Annotated in this window: 12 protein-coding genes; 9 read left to right on the forward strand and 3 right to left on the reverse strand. The window is 67.3% G+C overall.

Annotation, left to right across the window (positions count from 1 at the left end; genetic code table 11):
• Nucleotides 1–64: 64 nt before the first annotated feature.
• From gatC to BEMPMBAN_RS18645, 3 genes are read left to right on the forward strand one after another with little or no spacing between them, the layout of a single operon-like run.
• Nucleotides 65–364, forward strand: coding sequence for an Asp-tRNA(Asn)/Glu-tRNA(Gln) amidotransferase subunit GatC (gene gatC / locus BEMPMBAN_RS18635; RefSeq protein ID WP_159232737.1), 300 nt, complete (start codon nucleotides 65–67; stop codon nucleotides 362–364).
• Complete coding sequence (gatA, locus tag BEMPMBAN_RS18640; protein ID WP_159232738.1) at nucleotides 361–1,878, forward strand: Asp-tRNA(Asn)/Glu-tRNA(Gln) amidotransferase subunit GatA; 1,518 nt, start codon at nucleotides 361–363, stop codon at nucleotides 1,876–1,878. Before gatC ends, gatA begins: the two co-directional genes overlap by 4 nt.
• Before the next feature lie 45 nt (nucleotides 1,879–1,923).
• Entirely contained in the window at nucleotides 1,924–2,955 is a 1,032-nt protein-coding gene (locus tag BEMPMBAN_RS18645) for an ATP-dependent 6-phosphofructokinase (RefSeq protein WP_159232739.1), read from the forward strand.
• Between the two features lie 12 nt (nucleotides 2,956–2,967).
• Here BEMPMBAN_RS18645 and BEMPMBAN_RS18650 read toward each other — a convergent pair whose 3' ends face one another.
• Nucleotides 2,968–4,410 (reverse strand): multicopper oxidase domain-containing protein, encoded by a 1,443-nt coding sequence (locus BEMPMBAN_RS18650; protein WP_425294989.1) that lies wholly within the window; start codon nucleotides 4,408–4,410, stop codon nucleotides 2,968–2,970.
• Nucleotides 4,411–4,430: 20 nt separating this feature from the next.
• On the opposite strand from BEMPMBAN_RS18650, the gene gatB reads away from it, so the two are divergent.
• Both gatB and BEMPMBAN_RS18660 read left to right on the forward strand, forming a co-directional pair.
• Nucleotides 4,431–5,936 (forward strand): Asp-tRNA(Asn)/Glu-tRNA(Gln) amidotransferase subunit GatB, encoded by a 1,506-nt coding sequence (gene gatB / locus BEMPMBAN_RS18655; protein ID WP_159232741.1) that lies wholly within the window; start codon nucleotides 4,431–4,433, stop codon nucleotides 5,934–5,936.
• Nucleotides 5,937–5,975: 39 nt separating this feature from the next.
• Nucleotides 5,976–7,340, forward strand: a complete 1,365-nt coding sequence (locus BEMPMBAN_RS18660; protein WP_159232742.1) for a sensor histidine kinase — start codon at nucleotides 5,976–5,978, stop codon at nucleotides 7,338–7,340.
• 15 nt (nucleotides 7,341–7,355) lie between these two features.
• Here the strand turns inward: BEMPMBAN_RS18660 and BEMPMBAN_RS18665 are convergent, their stop codons facing one another.
• Nucleotides 7,356–8,477 carry a PQQ-dependent sugar dehydrogenase gene (locus BEMPMBAN_RS18665; protein ID WP_159232743.1) on the reverse strand — a complete coding sequence of 374 codons (1,122 nt, stop codon included), beginning with the start codon at nucleotides 8,475–8,477 and terminating at the stop codon, nucleotides 7,356–7,358.
• Nucleotides 8,478–8,612: 135 nt separating this feature from the next.
• Between BEMPMBAN_RS18665 and BEMPMBAN_RS18670 the strand changes: the two genes are divergently transcribed.
• Nucleotides 8,613–9,449, forward strand: coding sequence for a DoxX family protein (locus tag BEMPMBAN_RS18670; protein ID WP_159232744.1), 837 nt, complete (start codon nucleotides 8,613–8,615; stop codon nucleotides 9,447–9,449).
• Between the two features lie 25 nt (nucleotides 9,450–9,474).
• Here the strand turns inward: BEMPMBAN_RS18670 and BEMPMBAN_RS18675 are convergent, their stop codons facing one another.
• Nucleotides 9,475–9,870, reverse strand: a complete 396-nt coding sequence (locus BEMPMBAN_RS18675; RefSeq protein WP_200846039.1) for a PH domain-containing protein — start codon at nucleotides 9,868–9,870, stop codon at nucleotides 9,475–9,477.
• A 279-nt stretch (nucleotides 9,871–10,149) separates the two neighbouring features.
• Between BEMPMBAN_RS18675 and BEMPMBAN_RS18680 the strand changes: the two genes are divergently transcribed.
• From BEMPMBAN_RS18680 to ilvC, 3 genes are read left to right on the forward strand one after another with little or no spacing between them, the layout of a single operon-like run.
• Nucleotides 10,150–12,030: an acetolactate synthase large subunit gene (locus BEMPMBAN_RS18680; protein ID WP_159232745.1), complete on the forward strand. Its 1,881-nt coding sequence runs from the start codon at nucleotides 10,150–10,152 to the stop codon at nucleotides 12,028–12,030.
• Nucleotides 12,030–12,572: an acetolactate synthase small subunit gene (gene ilvN, locus BEMPMBAN_RS18685; RefSeq protein ID WP_159232746.1), complete on the forward strand. Its 543-nt coding sequence runs from the start codon at nucleotides 12,030–12,032 to the stop codon at nucleotides 12,570–12,572. Before BEMPMBAN_RS18680 ends, ilvN begins: the two co-directional genes overlap by 1 nt.
• A 39-nt stretch (nucleotides 12,573–12,611) precedes the next feature.
• Nucleotides 12,612–13,625 carry a ketol-acid reductoisomerase gene (gene ilvC, locus BEMPMBAN_RS18690; protein ID WP_159232747.1) on the forward strand — a complete coding sequence of 338 codons (1,014 nt, stop codon included), beginning with the start codon at nucleotides 12,612–12,614 and terminating at the stop codon, nucleotides 13,623–13,625.
• Nucleotides 13,626–13,755 lie beyond the last annotated feature (130 nt).

Genomic DNA, 13,755 nt, shown 5'->3' on the forward strand with positions numbered 1-13,755 from the left:
GAGAGTGGCGGGCGGGCGACTCGGACGCGATCGCATTCCAGGCATTGAACTAGGCTTGGCGGTCGTGTCACAGATCTCGCGAGACGAAGTTGCCCACCTGGCACGCCTTGCCCGGCTCGCCCTGACCGACGACGAACTCGACAGCTTCGCCGGCCAGCTCGGCGCCATCCTTGGCCATGTCAGTCAGATCCAGGCGGTCGACGTCACCGGGGTGGCGGCCACCGACAATCCTCTGAAAGACGTCAACGTCTTTCGTCCGGACGTGGTCCGGCCGTCGCTGACGCAGGAACAGGCCCTTGCGGCGGCGCCGAAGTCAGCCGACGAACGGTTCGCGGTGCCGCGGATTCTGGGAGAAGCCGAATGAGCGATGAGTCGCGTGCGCGAAGAGCAGAAAACAGCGATCTGACCAGGCTCGATGCGGCGACGTTGAGTGCCAAGATCGCCGCCGGAGAAGTGTCCTCCACCGAGGTGACCCAGGCCTGCCTGGATCAGATCGCCGCCACCGACGGCGACTATCACGCCTTCCTGCACGTTGCGGCCGATCAGGCGCTCGAAGCCGCGGCCGCGGTCGATGCCGCGGTCGCCGCGGGCGAACCGCTGCCGTCTCCGCTGGCCGGAGTCCCGCTTGCCCTCAAGGACGTGTTCACCACCACGGACATGCCCACCACCTGCGGGTCGAAGATCCTCGAGGGATGGACCTCGCCCTACGACGCCACCGTGACCACCCGGCTGCGCGCCGCAGGCATCCCGCTGCTCGGCAAGACGAACATGGACGAGTTCGCGATGGGGTCGTCGACCGAGAACTCGGCGTTCGGACCCACCCGTAACCCGTGGAACGTCGACCGGGTGCCCGGCGGATCGGGCGGTGGCAGTGCCGCGGCGCTGGCGGCCTTCCAAGCGCCGCTGGCGATCGGATCCGACACCGGCGGTTCGATCCGGCAACCGGCGGCGCTCACCGCGACGGTCGGCGTCAAGCCCACCTACGGCACGGTGTCCCGCTACGGGCTGATCGCCTGCGCCTCGTCGCTCGACCAGGGTGGGCCGTGCGCGCGCACGGTTCTGGACACGGCGCTGCTGCACGCGGTCATCGCGGGCCATGACCCGTGCGACTCGACGTCGGTCGACGCCGCAGTGCCCGACGTCGTCGGCGCCGCCAGGGCGGGCGCGGCCGGTGACCTCACCGGCGTGCGGGTTGGGGTGATCAGACAACTGCGCAGCGGTGAGGGTTACCAGCCGGGGGTCTCGGCGTCCTTCGACGCCGCAGTCGAGCAACTGACCGCTCTCGGCGCGCAGGTCAGCGAGGTCGACTGCCCGCACATCGACTACTCGTTGCCGGCCTACTATCTGATCCTGCCGTCGGAGGTGTCGTCGAACCTGGCGAAGTTCGACGGGATGCGCTTCGGCCTGCGCAGCGGGGACGACGGCACCCACAGCGCCGAAGAGGTGATGGCGCTGACGCGCGCTGCCGGCTTCGGTCCAGAGGTCAAGCGCCGGATCATGATCGGTGCGTACGCGTTGTCCGCCGGCTATTACGACGCGTACTACAACCAAGCACAGAAGGTGCGGACGCTGATCGCGCGCGACCTCGACGAGGCGTACCGCACCGTGGACGTGCTGGTCTCACCCACCACGCCGACCACGGCGTTCGCACTGGGGGAGAAGGTCGACGATCCGTTGTCGATGTACCTGTTCGACCTGTGCACGTTGCCGCTGAACCTCGCCGGTCACTGTGGAATGTCGGTACCGTCAGGTCTGTCGGCGGACGACAACCTGCCCGTCGGGCTGCAGATCATGGCACCGGCCCTTGCAGATGATCGGCTCTATCGGGTGGGTGCGGCCTACGAGGCCGCACGCGGTCCGCTGCCAACTGCGCTGTAACAGGGGAGGATGGTGCCGACGCCGAGGAGCAGGAGGGCTTAGCGCATGCGTATCGGAGTGCTGACTGGTGGAGGCGACTGCCCGGGCTTGAACGCGGTCATCAGGGCCGTGGTTCGTACGTGTGACGTCCGTTACGGCTCATCGGTCGTCGGGTTCCTCGACGGGTGGCGCGGCCTGCTCGAGGATCGGCGCATCCAACTGCGCAACGATGATCGCAACGACCGGCTGCTGACCAAGGGCGGGACCATCCTGGGTACGGCGCGCACCAACCCGGACAAGCTGCTCGCGGGTCTTGACCAGATCAAGCAGACGTTGGAGGACAACGGGATCGACGTGCTGATCCCGATCGGCGGGGAGGGCACCCTGACGGCGGCGCACTGGCTGTCGGAGGAGAACGTCCCCGTGGTGGGTGTGCCGAAGACGATCGACAACGACATCGACTGCACCGACGTGACATTCGGTCACGACACTGCGCTGCACGTGGCCACCGATGCCATCGACCGCCTGCACAGCACCGCCGAGTCACATCAGCGGGTGATGCTCGTCGAGGTGATGGGCCGACATGCGGGCTGGATCGCGCTGAACTCCGGGCTGGCCTCCGGCGCGCACATGACGCTGATCCCGGAACAGCCGTTCGACGTCGAAGAGGTGTGCCGGCTGGTCAAACAGCGGTTCGTGCGCGGCGATTCACACTTCATCTGTGTGGTGGCCGAGGGCGCGAAACCGGCTGAAGGCTCGATGCAGTTGCTCAAGGGTGGAACCGACGAGTTCGGTCACGAACGCTTCACCGGGGTGGCGCAACAACTCGCCGTCGAAGTCGAGAAACGGATCAGCAAGGAAGTTCGCGTGACGGTGCTGGGCCACGTGCAGCGCGGCGGCATGCCGACACCCTATGACCGGGTTCTGGCCACCCGTTTCGGCGTCAACGCCGCCGACGCCGCCCATGCCGGCGAGTACGGGATGATGGTTTCGCTGCGCGGGCAGGACATCGGCCGGGTTCCGCTCGCCGACGCCGTCCGGCAACTCAAGTTGGTGCCGCAGAGCCGTTACGACGACGCGGCCGAGTTCTTCGGCTGAGAACTCAGCCCGTCACGGCGAATACCGGAGGTAGGTCGCCATCCCCGCCTCGAGGTGATACTCGTTGTGGCAGTGGGTGATCCACTTGCCGGGGTTGTCGGTGTCGAAGTCTGCCACCACGGTCGCCAGCGGGGGCACCAGCACCGTGTCCTTGCGGGCGCGTGGTCCATCGGGCCCTTGCACCTGGAACGTGTGCCCGTGCAGGTGCATCGGATGAAACATCATCGAGTCGTTGATGTAGCGGATCCGGGTCCGCTGGGCGGGGCGCACCGGCAGCCCGGCTGCTTCGGGGTCATAGACCTGGTCGTTGATGACCCACGTGTACGGGGCGATTGGCCCTCCCAGCCTGAGGTCCAGGGTCTGGGCCGGCATTGCCTCCGGCAGGGTGTCGGCCTCGGTGGGACGCAGCGTGGCGGTGTCGAGTGGTGGCTGCTGTGCCAGTTGCGCGGCGAACCGGCCCACCGCGGCCTGGTCACCGGAATAAGGGGTCCCGGCGACCCGCATGTTCAGCTGGGCCCAGCCGTCCTTGCCGTACGGCGCCGCGACCACCGGCACCGACGAGTCGCCGAGGGTGACGATCGCGTCTGCCCGCTCGCCCATCCCCAACAGCACTGAATCGGCCTGTTGGGGAAGTACCGGAAACCCGTCGGTGTGGGTCACCGTCATCGGGATGCCGGGGACGGCGACCCGGAACGCGGTGTCGCCGCCGGCGTTGATCATTCGGAGCCTGATTCGTCGGCCCGCCGGAAACTCGACGACCCGCGGGTCGGCGGGCACCCGGCCGTTGATCAGGTAGTACGGGTAGACGACATCGCCGCCGTCTTGGCCCAGCGGCATCGCCGGAGTCACCCCGGGCCCGCCCGGTTCCATCGGTGCCATCCCGGTGCGGCGGAGATTCTCGAACACCGCGTTGGGGTCGGTGCCGGTGCCATCGATCCAGTCGTCGACGACCAGGGTCAGTTCGTCGTCGTAGTCGGCACCGTCGGCGGGGTCCTCGACGATCACCGGGGCGTACAGGCCGCGGTCCAGCTGTGACCCGAAGTGCGGATGCGCCCAGTAGGTGCCGCTGTCCGGGACGATGAACTCGTAGCGGAACGTCGAACCAGGGGCCACGGCCTCCTGGGTGAGCACCGGCACGCCGTCCATGTCGTTGGGGATGGCCAGACCGTGCCAGTGAATGGTGGAGGGCTCCGGGAGCTCGTTGGCCAGTGTGATCTGCAGGGTCTGGCCGCGGGTCAGCCGGATCTCGTCGGCGGGTACCCGCCCGTTCCAGGCCCAGGTGGAGACGACGACGCCCGCACCGAGATCGATGTCGGTCGCGGTGGCGGTCAAGGNGGCGTCCGCCCCGGACTCGGGGGAGCGGGCGCAGCCGGCCAGCAGCGTGCCGCCGGCGAGGGCGCCGATCGTGCCCGCCCGAAGGAACGTGCGCCGATCCATCGGCATCGGACAATTCAAGCACGAATAGGATTCCGGTCATGAGTGTTGCGGCAAGTGCAGACCTGATGGACTACGACGAGGTCATCGCCACCTACGAGCCTGTGCTCGGCCTCGAGGTCCACGTCGAACTCTCGACGCAGACCAAGATGTTCTGCGGATGTGCCAACAGTTTCGGAAATCAACCCAACACCCAGGTGTGTCCGGTGTGTCTGGGTCTGCCCGGGTCGCTTCCGGTGCTCAACCAGGTGGCCGTCGAGTCGGCGATCCGCATCGGTCTGGCGTTGAACTGCGAGATCGTGCCGTGGTGCCGGTTCGCCAGGAAGAACTACTTCTATCCGGACATGCCGAAGAACTACCAGATCTCGCAGTACGACGAACCCATCGCGATCAACGGTCATCTCGAGGTGCCGCTCGACGACGGCACCACCTGGCGGGTGGAGATCGAACGGGCCCACATGGAGGAGGACACCGGCAAGCTCACGCACCTGGGCAGCGAAACCGGGCGGATCGCCGGGGCCACCACCTCGCTGATCGACTACAACCGTTCGGGCGTACCGCTGATCGAGATCGTCACCCGTCCGATCGAGGGCGCCGGCGATCGCGCTCCCGAGATCGCCCGCGCGTACGTGACGGCGCTCCGAGACCTGTTGCGCGCCCTGGGAGTTTCCGACGTCCGGATGGACCAGGGATCGATGCGCTGTGATTCGAACCTCTCGCTCAAGCCGATCGGTCAGGCCGAGTTCGGCACCCGCACCGAGACGAAGAACGTCAACTCGCTCAAGAGTGTGGAGGTGGCGGTCCGCTACGAGATGCGCAGGCAGGCAGCTGTTCTGCAGTCCGGCGGTTCAATCGTCCAGGAAACCCGACACTTTCACGAGGACGGCTACACCTCGCCGGGGCGGAGCAAGGAGACCGCGCAGGACTACCGGTACTTTCCCGAGCCCGACCTGGAACCGGTGGCGCCCAGTGCCGAGTACGTCGATCAACTGCGCCAGACCATTCCCGAACTTCCGTGGTTGACCCGCAAACGGATTCAGCAGGAGTGGGGTATCTCCGACGAGGTGATGCGCGACCTGGTCAACATCGGCGCCATCGACCTGATCACCGCCACCGTCGATCACGGCGCCTCCAGCGACGCTGCCAAGGCCTGGTGGGGAAACTTCCTGGTGCAGAAGGCCAACGAGATCGGCGTCGAACTCGAAGCCCTGGCCATCACTCCGGCGCAGGTCGCCGCGGTGGTGAAGCTGGTCGACGAGGGCAAGCTGTCCAACAAGCTGGCCCGTCAGGTCGTGGAAGGGGTGCTGGCCGGCGAGGGTGAACCCGAGCAGGTGATGACCGACCGCGGGCTGGCCGTGGTGCGCGACGACTCGCTGATCCAGGCCGCTGTCGACGAGGCGCTGGCGGCCAACCCCGACATCGCCGAGAAGATCCGCGGCGGCAAGGTGCAGGCCGCCGGCGCCATCGTCGGCGCGGTGATGAAAGCCACCAAGGGACAGGCCGACGCCGCGCGGGTCCGCGAGCTGGTCATGGCTGCCTGCAGCTGACATGACCATCAACGCGCTGGTGCGGGCGGCGTCGAGCCGATGAAACGACCCCAGGACCTGTTCTTCCGGCTGTTGGCGCACCCGCTTCGGTGGCTGTCGCTGCGGTCGATCGTCATCCTCGCTCAGCTGGGCGTGATCATCCTGGTGCTGACGCTGGGGGTGTGGGTGTGGGTCGGGGTCACCAACGACCAGTACGACCAACTGGACCGGCGTCTGGACTCACTGTCGAGCTTCGGTGACGTCAACACCCTGCTGCGCAGCGCGCAGGACGGAACGGGACCCGAGCCGACGGAGGGAGGCCTGGTGCGCACCGCCCGGATCGGCGACGCCACGGTCTCGATCCCCGCCGACGTGGTGCTTCCCGAACTGCCCAGCGGATATGCCGACGCCACGATCGAAGGCGTCGAGTACCGCGTCCGGACAATCACCACCGGCACCGCCTCGATCGCGCTGGGAGCGCCGCTGGCCGAGACGCAGGCCCGCATCGACTCGCTGCACTGGCGGGTGTTCTGGATCTGCTCCGGGGTGATCGTGGGCACCCTGCTGGTCGGCTGGGTGATCGCGCTGATCATGGTCAACCCGTTCCGACTGCTCGCCCAACAGGCCCGGGCGATCAATGCGCAGTCCAACCCGGACGAAGTCCAGGTACGGGGAGTGTGGGAAGCGGTGGAGATCTCCGAAGCGGTGGAGGGCATGCTCGCCCGGATCGGAGACGAGCAGCAGCGCACCCGCGCGGCGCTGGAATCGGCGCGCGACTTCGCCGCGGTCGCCTCGCATGAACTGCGCACCCCGCTCACGGCGATGCGGACCAACCTCGAGGTGCTGTTGACGCTCGACCCGGGCGTCGAACAGCGCAAGGAAGTGATCAAGGACGTGATGCGCACCCAGACCCGGATCGAGGCGACGCTGAGCGCTCTGGAGAGGCTCGCGCAGGGAGAGCTGACCACGGTGGACGACTTCGTTCCCGTCGACGTCGCCGAACTGCTGGACCGCGCGGCCCACGACGCGATGCACAACTATCCCGGGCTCGACGTGTCGCTGGCGTCGTCGACGACGGTGCTGATGCTCGGGATGCCCGCGGGACTGCGTCTGGTCATCGACAACGCCATCGCCAACGCGGTGAAACACGGTGGCGCGACGCAGGTTCGGTTGAGCGTCGTCAGTTCGTCAGCGGGCGTGGAGATCGCCGTCGACGACAACGGTTCGGGTGTGCCGTCCGAGGAGCGGGCCGCGGTCTTCGAGCGCTTCCACCGCGGCAGCACCGCGTCACGATCGGGTTCCGGTCTGGGGCTGGCGCTGGTGGCGCAGCAGGCCGAGATCCACGGGGGCACTGCCGCGCTGGAAGTCAGCCCGATGGGCGGGACCCGGCTGATCCTGCGCCTGCAGGGCTCGGGGCCCCACTGACGGCGGTCCGTCGGATCAGGTCTTCTCCTCGTTGGCCCGCGGGAAGCCGCCACCCTGTGGGAACAGCGGGAACACCACGTCGTCGAGGTTCATCGCGTCGCCGGCGGTCTTGTTGACGGTGGCGCCCCAGATGTTGCCGTCGGGCGACACCTGCAGCGCCCACGCGTGACCGTGCCGGTCCTGGCGGACCACCTCCGGTTCGCCGGTCACCGCACCGGTGTCCGGAGCCAGCTGCACCGAGACCGTCTGCTTGGTGTCCACGAGGTTCACCAGCACGGTGCCGTCCAGCGCCGCGCAGCCGGCCACGCCGGGACGATCCGGCCAGGTCCACACCGTCGACACCGTCGAGTCCTTGGTGATGCGCTGCAACCGGTCCGCAGTCGGCGTCCGATCGGTGACGTAGAGGGACCCGTCGGACGGGTCGATGCACGTGCCGCCCGCCGGGCCCAGGCCGGACATCGCCGTCGTGGTGGGGGCCTGATCCACGGTGGTGGGTTGTTCGATGCGCAGCAGTTTGCCTGCCGTCGAACCCGGATCCGACGCCAGGGCCGGATCACCGGCGTCGCCGGTCTGCACCATCAAGGTGGTCGGGCTGGTGAACAGCAGCGAACCCCTGTTGCCGGTCGCGCCCTTGGGGATGCCGGTCAGGATCGGCTTGGGGACATCCCCGTCGGCGATCCGGACGACCCGGTTGTCGGTGGGGGTGCTGATGTAGGCATACATCAGCCGGTCCTGGGAGTACGTCGGGGACAAGACGATGTCCATCAGCCCTCCGCCACCACTGGGGTCGACGGGGATCACCGTCTTGACCTCCGGTTCGGCGCGCACGGCCACCCGCTTGACCGTCCCGGTGTTGCGCTCGGCGACCAGCGCCGACTGACTGTCCGGCAGCATGATCAGGCCGCTGGTGCTCTCCAGACAGCCCTGCATGACCCCGGGCGCCGGGCATTCCTTGGGGAACGGTTTGGCGGGTAGCGGCGGCGGCGGGGGTGGCGTCGATGTCGGCCCCGGCGCGAGCTGCGGGGGAGTGGTGAACGGCTGGGACTGCGCCGAGTCGAATCGGGCGCAACCGGACCCGACCAACAACGCCGCGGACAACAGGACGACGATTGCCCCCGGCGGCCGACGCTGACTCATGCCCGCCAGGTTACGGATCGTCGGGCGATCTGCGCCACGCGCGCCCACGGGGCACCCGCGCGACCCAGCACAAACAGGCCCAACGCGCCGCGCCAATTCCCGATTCGGCAGTGACTTGCACTTACCCTGGCAGGCGTGACAAGTCCCCAAGACCCACGCCCCTGGCAGCGGCCCGACGATTCGGGCGGGCGGCCTGCGTCGGCGAGCCTGGTGGACCCCGAGGACGACCTTCCCTCCGCGAACTACGGCGGAGACTTCGAAACCACAGCGATCCCGCGCTACGACGCCGCCAAACCGGCCGGCGACCACCCGTTCGGTCTGATCAACGACCCCGAACCGCTGCCGTACGTGCAACCCGGCGGCGGTCTGGCGGCCGGCGCATACGGTGCCGGCGCGGCGCCCGCCGAAGTAGGGCCCGGCGATGCCGACCAGCGCGGTGACGGCGACCGCAGAGGCACCCAGGATCTCGGCCTGCTCCTGCTCAGGGTCGCTGTCGGCGCCCTTCTCATCGGTCACGGCCTGCAGAAGCTCTTCGGCTTGTGGGGCGGGCCGGGGCTCGATGGCTTCCGGGACTCGTTGACCGAATGGGGTTTCCAGCGCGCCGATATCCTGACCTACGTCGCTTCGGGTGGCCAGATCGCCGCCGGGGTGCTGTTGGTCCTCGGACTGTTCACCCCCGTCGCCGCCGCCGGCGCACTGGCCTACCTCGTCACCGCGATGCTGACCGAGGTGATGATCGCCCACGACGAGGCCAGGCTGTCCGCCTTCCTCGCCGACGGGCACGAGTATCAAGTCATCCTGGTGTGTGCGGTCGCGGCGATCATCCTGATCGGCCCCGGCCGGTACGGTCTGGACGCCGGACGCGGGTGGACCCGCCGGCCGTTTGTCGGGTCGGCTGCCGCCCTGGTTCTCGGCGTGGGGGTCGGGGTGGCGATCTGGGTTCTGCTCAACGGCGAAAACCCCTTGGCGTAACGGCTGATCCCGGCTTATTCGTAGCTCATTCGTAAGGGTTCGGGACCCGTCCACCGCTGGCAGCTGTCAACAGCGGCAGGGTCGCGAAGGTCACCGCAGGAAGTGAGATCTCACGGCCGTCACGACGTCGCGCCAGCGCCCACGACCTCCGGCCGAACCGCAATCCGTCGATGTCATCCCAGCGGACCGTCTCACTGCTCAGCAGACCCCGCGCCGTCACCTGGTCGCGATCTGCGGTAGTGCGATACCGCACGATCACCAGCGAGAACAGTACCGGGATGAGGAGCAGCACCACAGACCATCCGCGCAGCGCCAGCACCACCGACAGCAGGCCGAAGGTGAACAGCGCGACGGCCAGATGGGCCATCGGCGAGATCCTGATGACGGCCGGTGTCGACGCCGCCGCTGGAGGGGAACCCATGCCGCCATCATCCCATCGCGGAACAGCGCGTCGTCCGATGCTCGGGCGGCAGGGGCCGAATTTGACCTTTGACCAGTTCGGCGGCTACCGTCGACGGTTATGCAGACCATGCTCGTAGTAATTGGGTTGCGCGTTGATGCCGCGCTGGCCCCGATTCGGGCATAGCAACCAAGCATCGACGCGCAACCCTCGTACAGCCGCCGGGCTGACGGGGGTTTTTTCTTGTTCCCAGCACCTGTTTGAGAAGATCGCACCGACCGAAAAGGACCAGAGGACACCGTGAGCGCACCCACCACGCGACCACCCGAACAGTCGGCGACCCCGACGAACGGGACAGCGGCTACCGCGAAGCACAACTCCGCGATGGCCCCGGCGCAAGCCATTCGTCATCCGAACAACGTTGCCCCGCAGCAACTCACCGGCGCGCAGGCGGTCATCCGGTCGCTCGAGGAGCTCGATGTCGACGTGATCTTCGGTATCCCCGGCGGTGCCGTCCTTCCGGTGTACGACCCGCTGTTCGATTCGGAGAAGCTGCGGCACGTCCTGGTCCGCCACGAGCAGGGCGCGGGCCATGCCGCCAGCGGCTACGCCCACGCCACCGGCAAGGTCGGCGTCATGATGGCGACGTCCGGCCCCGGGGCGACCAACCTGGTGACACCGCTGGCTGACGCCCAGATGGACTCGATCCCGGTGGTCGCGATCACCGGTCAGGTCGGACGAGGGCTGATCGGCACCGACGCGTTCCAGGAAGCCGACATCTCCGGCATCACGATGCCGATCACCAAGCACAACTTCCTGGTGCGCAACGGTGACGACATCGCGCGTGCGCTGGCCGAGGCGTTCCACATCGCCTCGACCGGACGCCCCGGCGCGGTGCTCGTCGACATCCCCAAGGACATCCTGCAGGGTGAGTGCACGTTCAGCTGGCCACCGCAGATGGATCTGCCGGGCTACAAGCCGAACACCAAACCGCACAACCGGCAGATCCGTGAGGCCGCCAAGCTGATCGCCGCCGCCCGCAAGCCGGTGCTCTACGTCGGGGGCGGCGTCATCCGCGGCGAAGCCACCGCGGAACTGGCGGCGCTGGCCGAGCTGACCGGCATCCCGGTGGTGACCACCCTGATGGCGCGCGGTGCGTTCCCGGACAGTCACCGGCAGAACCTCGGGATGCCCGGCATGCACGGCACCGTTTCCGCCGTGGCCGCACTGCAGCGCAGCGATCTGCTGATCGCGTTGGGGACCCGCTTCGACGACCGGGTGACCGGAAAGCTGGAGTCGTTCGCCCCCGAAGCCAAGGTGATCCACGCCGACATCGACCCCGCGGAGATCGGCAAGAACAGGCACGCCGACGTGCCGATCGTGGGTGACGTCAAGGCGGTCATCACCGACCTGCTCGACGTGTTGCGCCGTGACGACACCGCGGACCGCATCGAGATCGACCAGTGGTGGTCGTACCTGCAGAACGTGCAGGACACCTACCCGTTGAGTTACGGGCCGCAGAGCGACGGCAGCCTGTCGCCCGAGTTCGTCATCGAAAGTCTCGGCAAGATCGCCGGACCGGACGCGATCTACGTGGCAGGTGTCGGCCAGCACCAGATGTGGGCCGCGCAGTTCATCACCTACGAGAAGCCCAAGACGTGGCTGAACTCAGGCGGACTGGGCACCATGGGCTATGCGGTGCCCGCGGCGATGGGCGCCAAGATGGGTTGCCCGGACACCGAGGTGTGGGCGATCGACGGCGACGGCTGCTTCCAGATGACCAACCAGGAGCTGGCGACCTGCGCGATCGAGGGCATCCCCATCAAGGTCGCGCTGATCAACAACGGCAACCTCGGCATGGTGCGGCAGTGGCAGACGCTGTTCTACCAGGAGCGCTACAGCCAGACGGATCTGTCCACCCATTCGCGGCGCATCCCGGACTTCGTCAAGCTCGCCGAGGCGCTGGGCTGCGTCGGATTGCGCTGTGAGCGCGAAGAAGATGTCGCAGAGGTGATTGCCCAGGCACGGGCGATCAACGACCGGCCGGTGGTCATCGACTTCACCGTCGGCGCCGACGCCCAGGTGTGGCCGATGGTGGCCGCAGGCACAAGCAACGACGAGATCCAGGCGGCGCAGGGAATCCGGCCGTTGTTCGGCGATCCGGAAGAGGGACACGCGTGATGAGCGCCAGCGCGAAGAACATCGAGCCGAGGAGCGCCGCCGCTCCGCGCACACACACGTTGTCGGTGCTCGTCGAGGACAAGCCCGGCGTGCTCGCCCGGGTGGCCTCGTTGTTCTCCCGGCGCGGCTACAACATCCAGTCGCTGGCGGTCGGGGCCACCGAACAGAAGAACCTCTCCCGGATGACCATCGTGGTCGACGTCGAGGATTCACCGCTGGAGCAGATCACCAAGCAGCTCAACAAGCTGATCAACGTGATCAAGATCGTCGAGCAGGACGAGGAGACCACCGTCTCCCGCGAGCTCGCGCTGATCAAGGTCCGCACCGATGCCTCCACCCGTGGCCAGGTCATCGAGGCGGTCAACCTGTTCCGCGCCAAGGTCGTTGACGTCTCCAACGAGTCGCTGACCGTCGAGGCCACCGGCACGCCTGAAAAGATCGAGGCGCTGCTGCGGGTGCTCGAGCCCTACGGGGTGCGCGAGATCGTCCAGTCCGGCGTGGTGTCGCTGTCCCGCGGCCCCCGCGGTATCAGCACCAAGTAATGATTCGAATAGCAAAGAACAGAAAGAAGATTCACGAAGATGGCAGTTGAGATGTTCTATGACGACGACGCGGACCTGTCGATCATCCAGGGCCGCAAGGTCGGCGTCATCGGCTACGGCAGCCAGGGGCACGCGCACTCGTTGAGCCTGCGCGACTCCGGCGTCCAGGTGAAGGTCGGCCTCAAGGAGGGCTCCAAGTCCCGCGACAAGGTCACCGAACAGGGCCTCGAGGTGGACACCCCCGCAGAGGTCGCCAAGTGGGCCGACGTGATCATGGTGCTCGCACCTGACACCGCGCAGGCCGACATCTTCTCCAGCGACATCGAGCCGAACCTCAACGACGGTGACGCGCTGTTCTTCGGTCACGGCCTGAACATCCACTTCGACCTGATCAAGCCGCCGGCCAACGTGACGGTCGGCATGGTCGCCCCGAAGGGGCCGGGGCACCTGGTGCGTCGGCAGTTCGTCGACGGCAAGGGCGTGCCCTGCCTGATCGCCGTCGACCAGGACCCCAAGGGCGAGGGGCAGGCGCTGGCGCTGTCCTATGCCAAGGGCATCGGCGGCACCCGGGCCGGCGTGATCAAGACCACGTTCAAGGACGAGACCGAGACCGACCTGTTCGGTGAGCAGGCCGTGTTGTGCGGTGGCACCGAGGAACTGGTCAAGACCGGCTTCGAGGTCATGGTCGAGGCCGGGTACGCGCCCGAGCTCGCCTACTTCGAGGTGCTGCACGAGCTCAAGCTGATCGTCGACCTGATGTACGAGGGTGGCATCGCCCGGATGAACTACTCGGTGTCCGACACCGCGGAGTTCGGCGGCTACCTGTCGGGCCCCAGGGTCATCGACGCCGATACCAAGCAGCGGATGAAGCAGATCCTCGGTGACATCCAGGACGGCACCTTCGTCAAGCGACTTGTCGCCAATGTCGAAGGCGGCAACAAGGAGCTCGAGCAGCTGCGCAAGGAGAACGCCGAGCACCCGATCGAGGTGACCGGCAAGAAGCTGCGCGACCTGATGAGCTGGGTGGATCGCCCGATCACCGAAACGGCGTAGTTCCAAGCGATTTCGGCGTGGTTTGTCACCCTCGACGTGATGTGGTGTCTCGGGACATCGTTGACACTTATGTCTCGGGACATCGCTGACACTTATGGTGCCGGCTGGGGCTTGCGGTTGCGATAGGTGC

This window comes from Mycolicibacterium austroafricanum, assembly GCF_902705885.1.
Taxonomy (GTDB): domain Bacteria; phylum Actinomycetota; class Actinomycetes; order Mycobacteriales; family Mycobacteriaceae; genus Mycobacterium; species Mycobacterium vanbaalenii_A.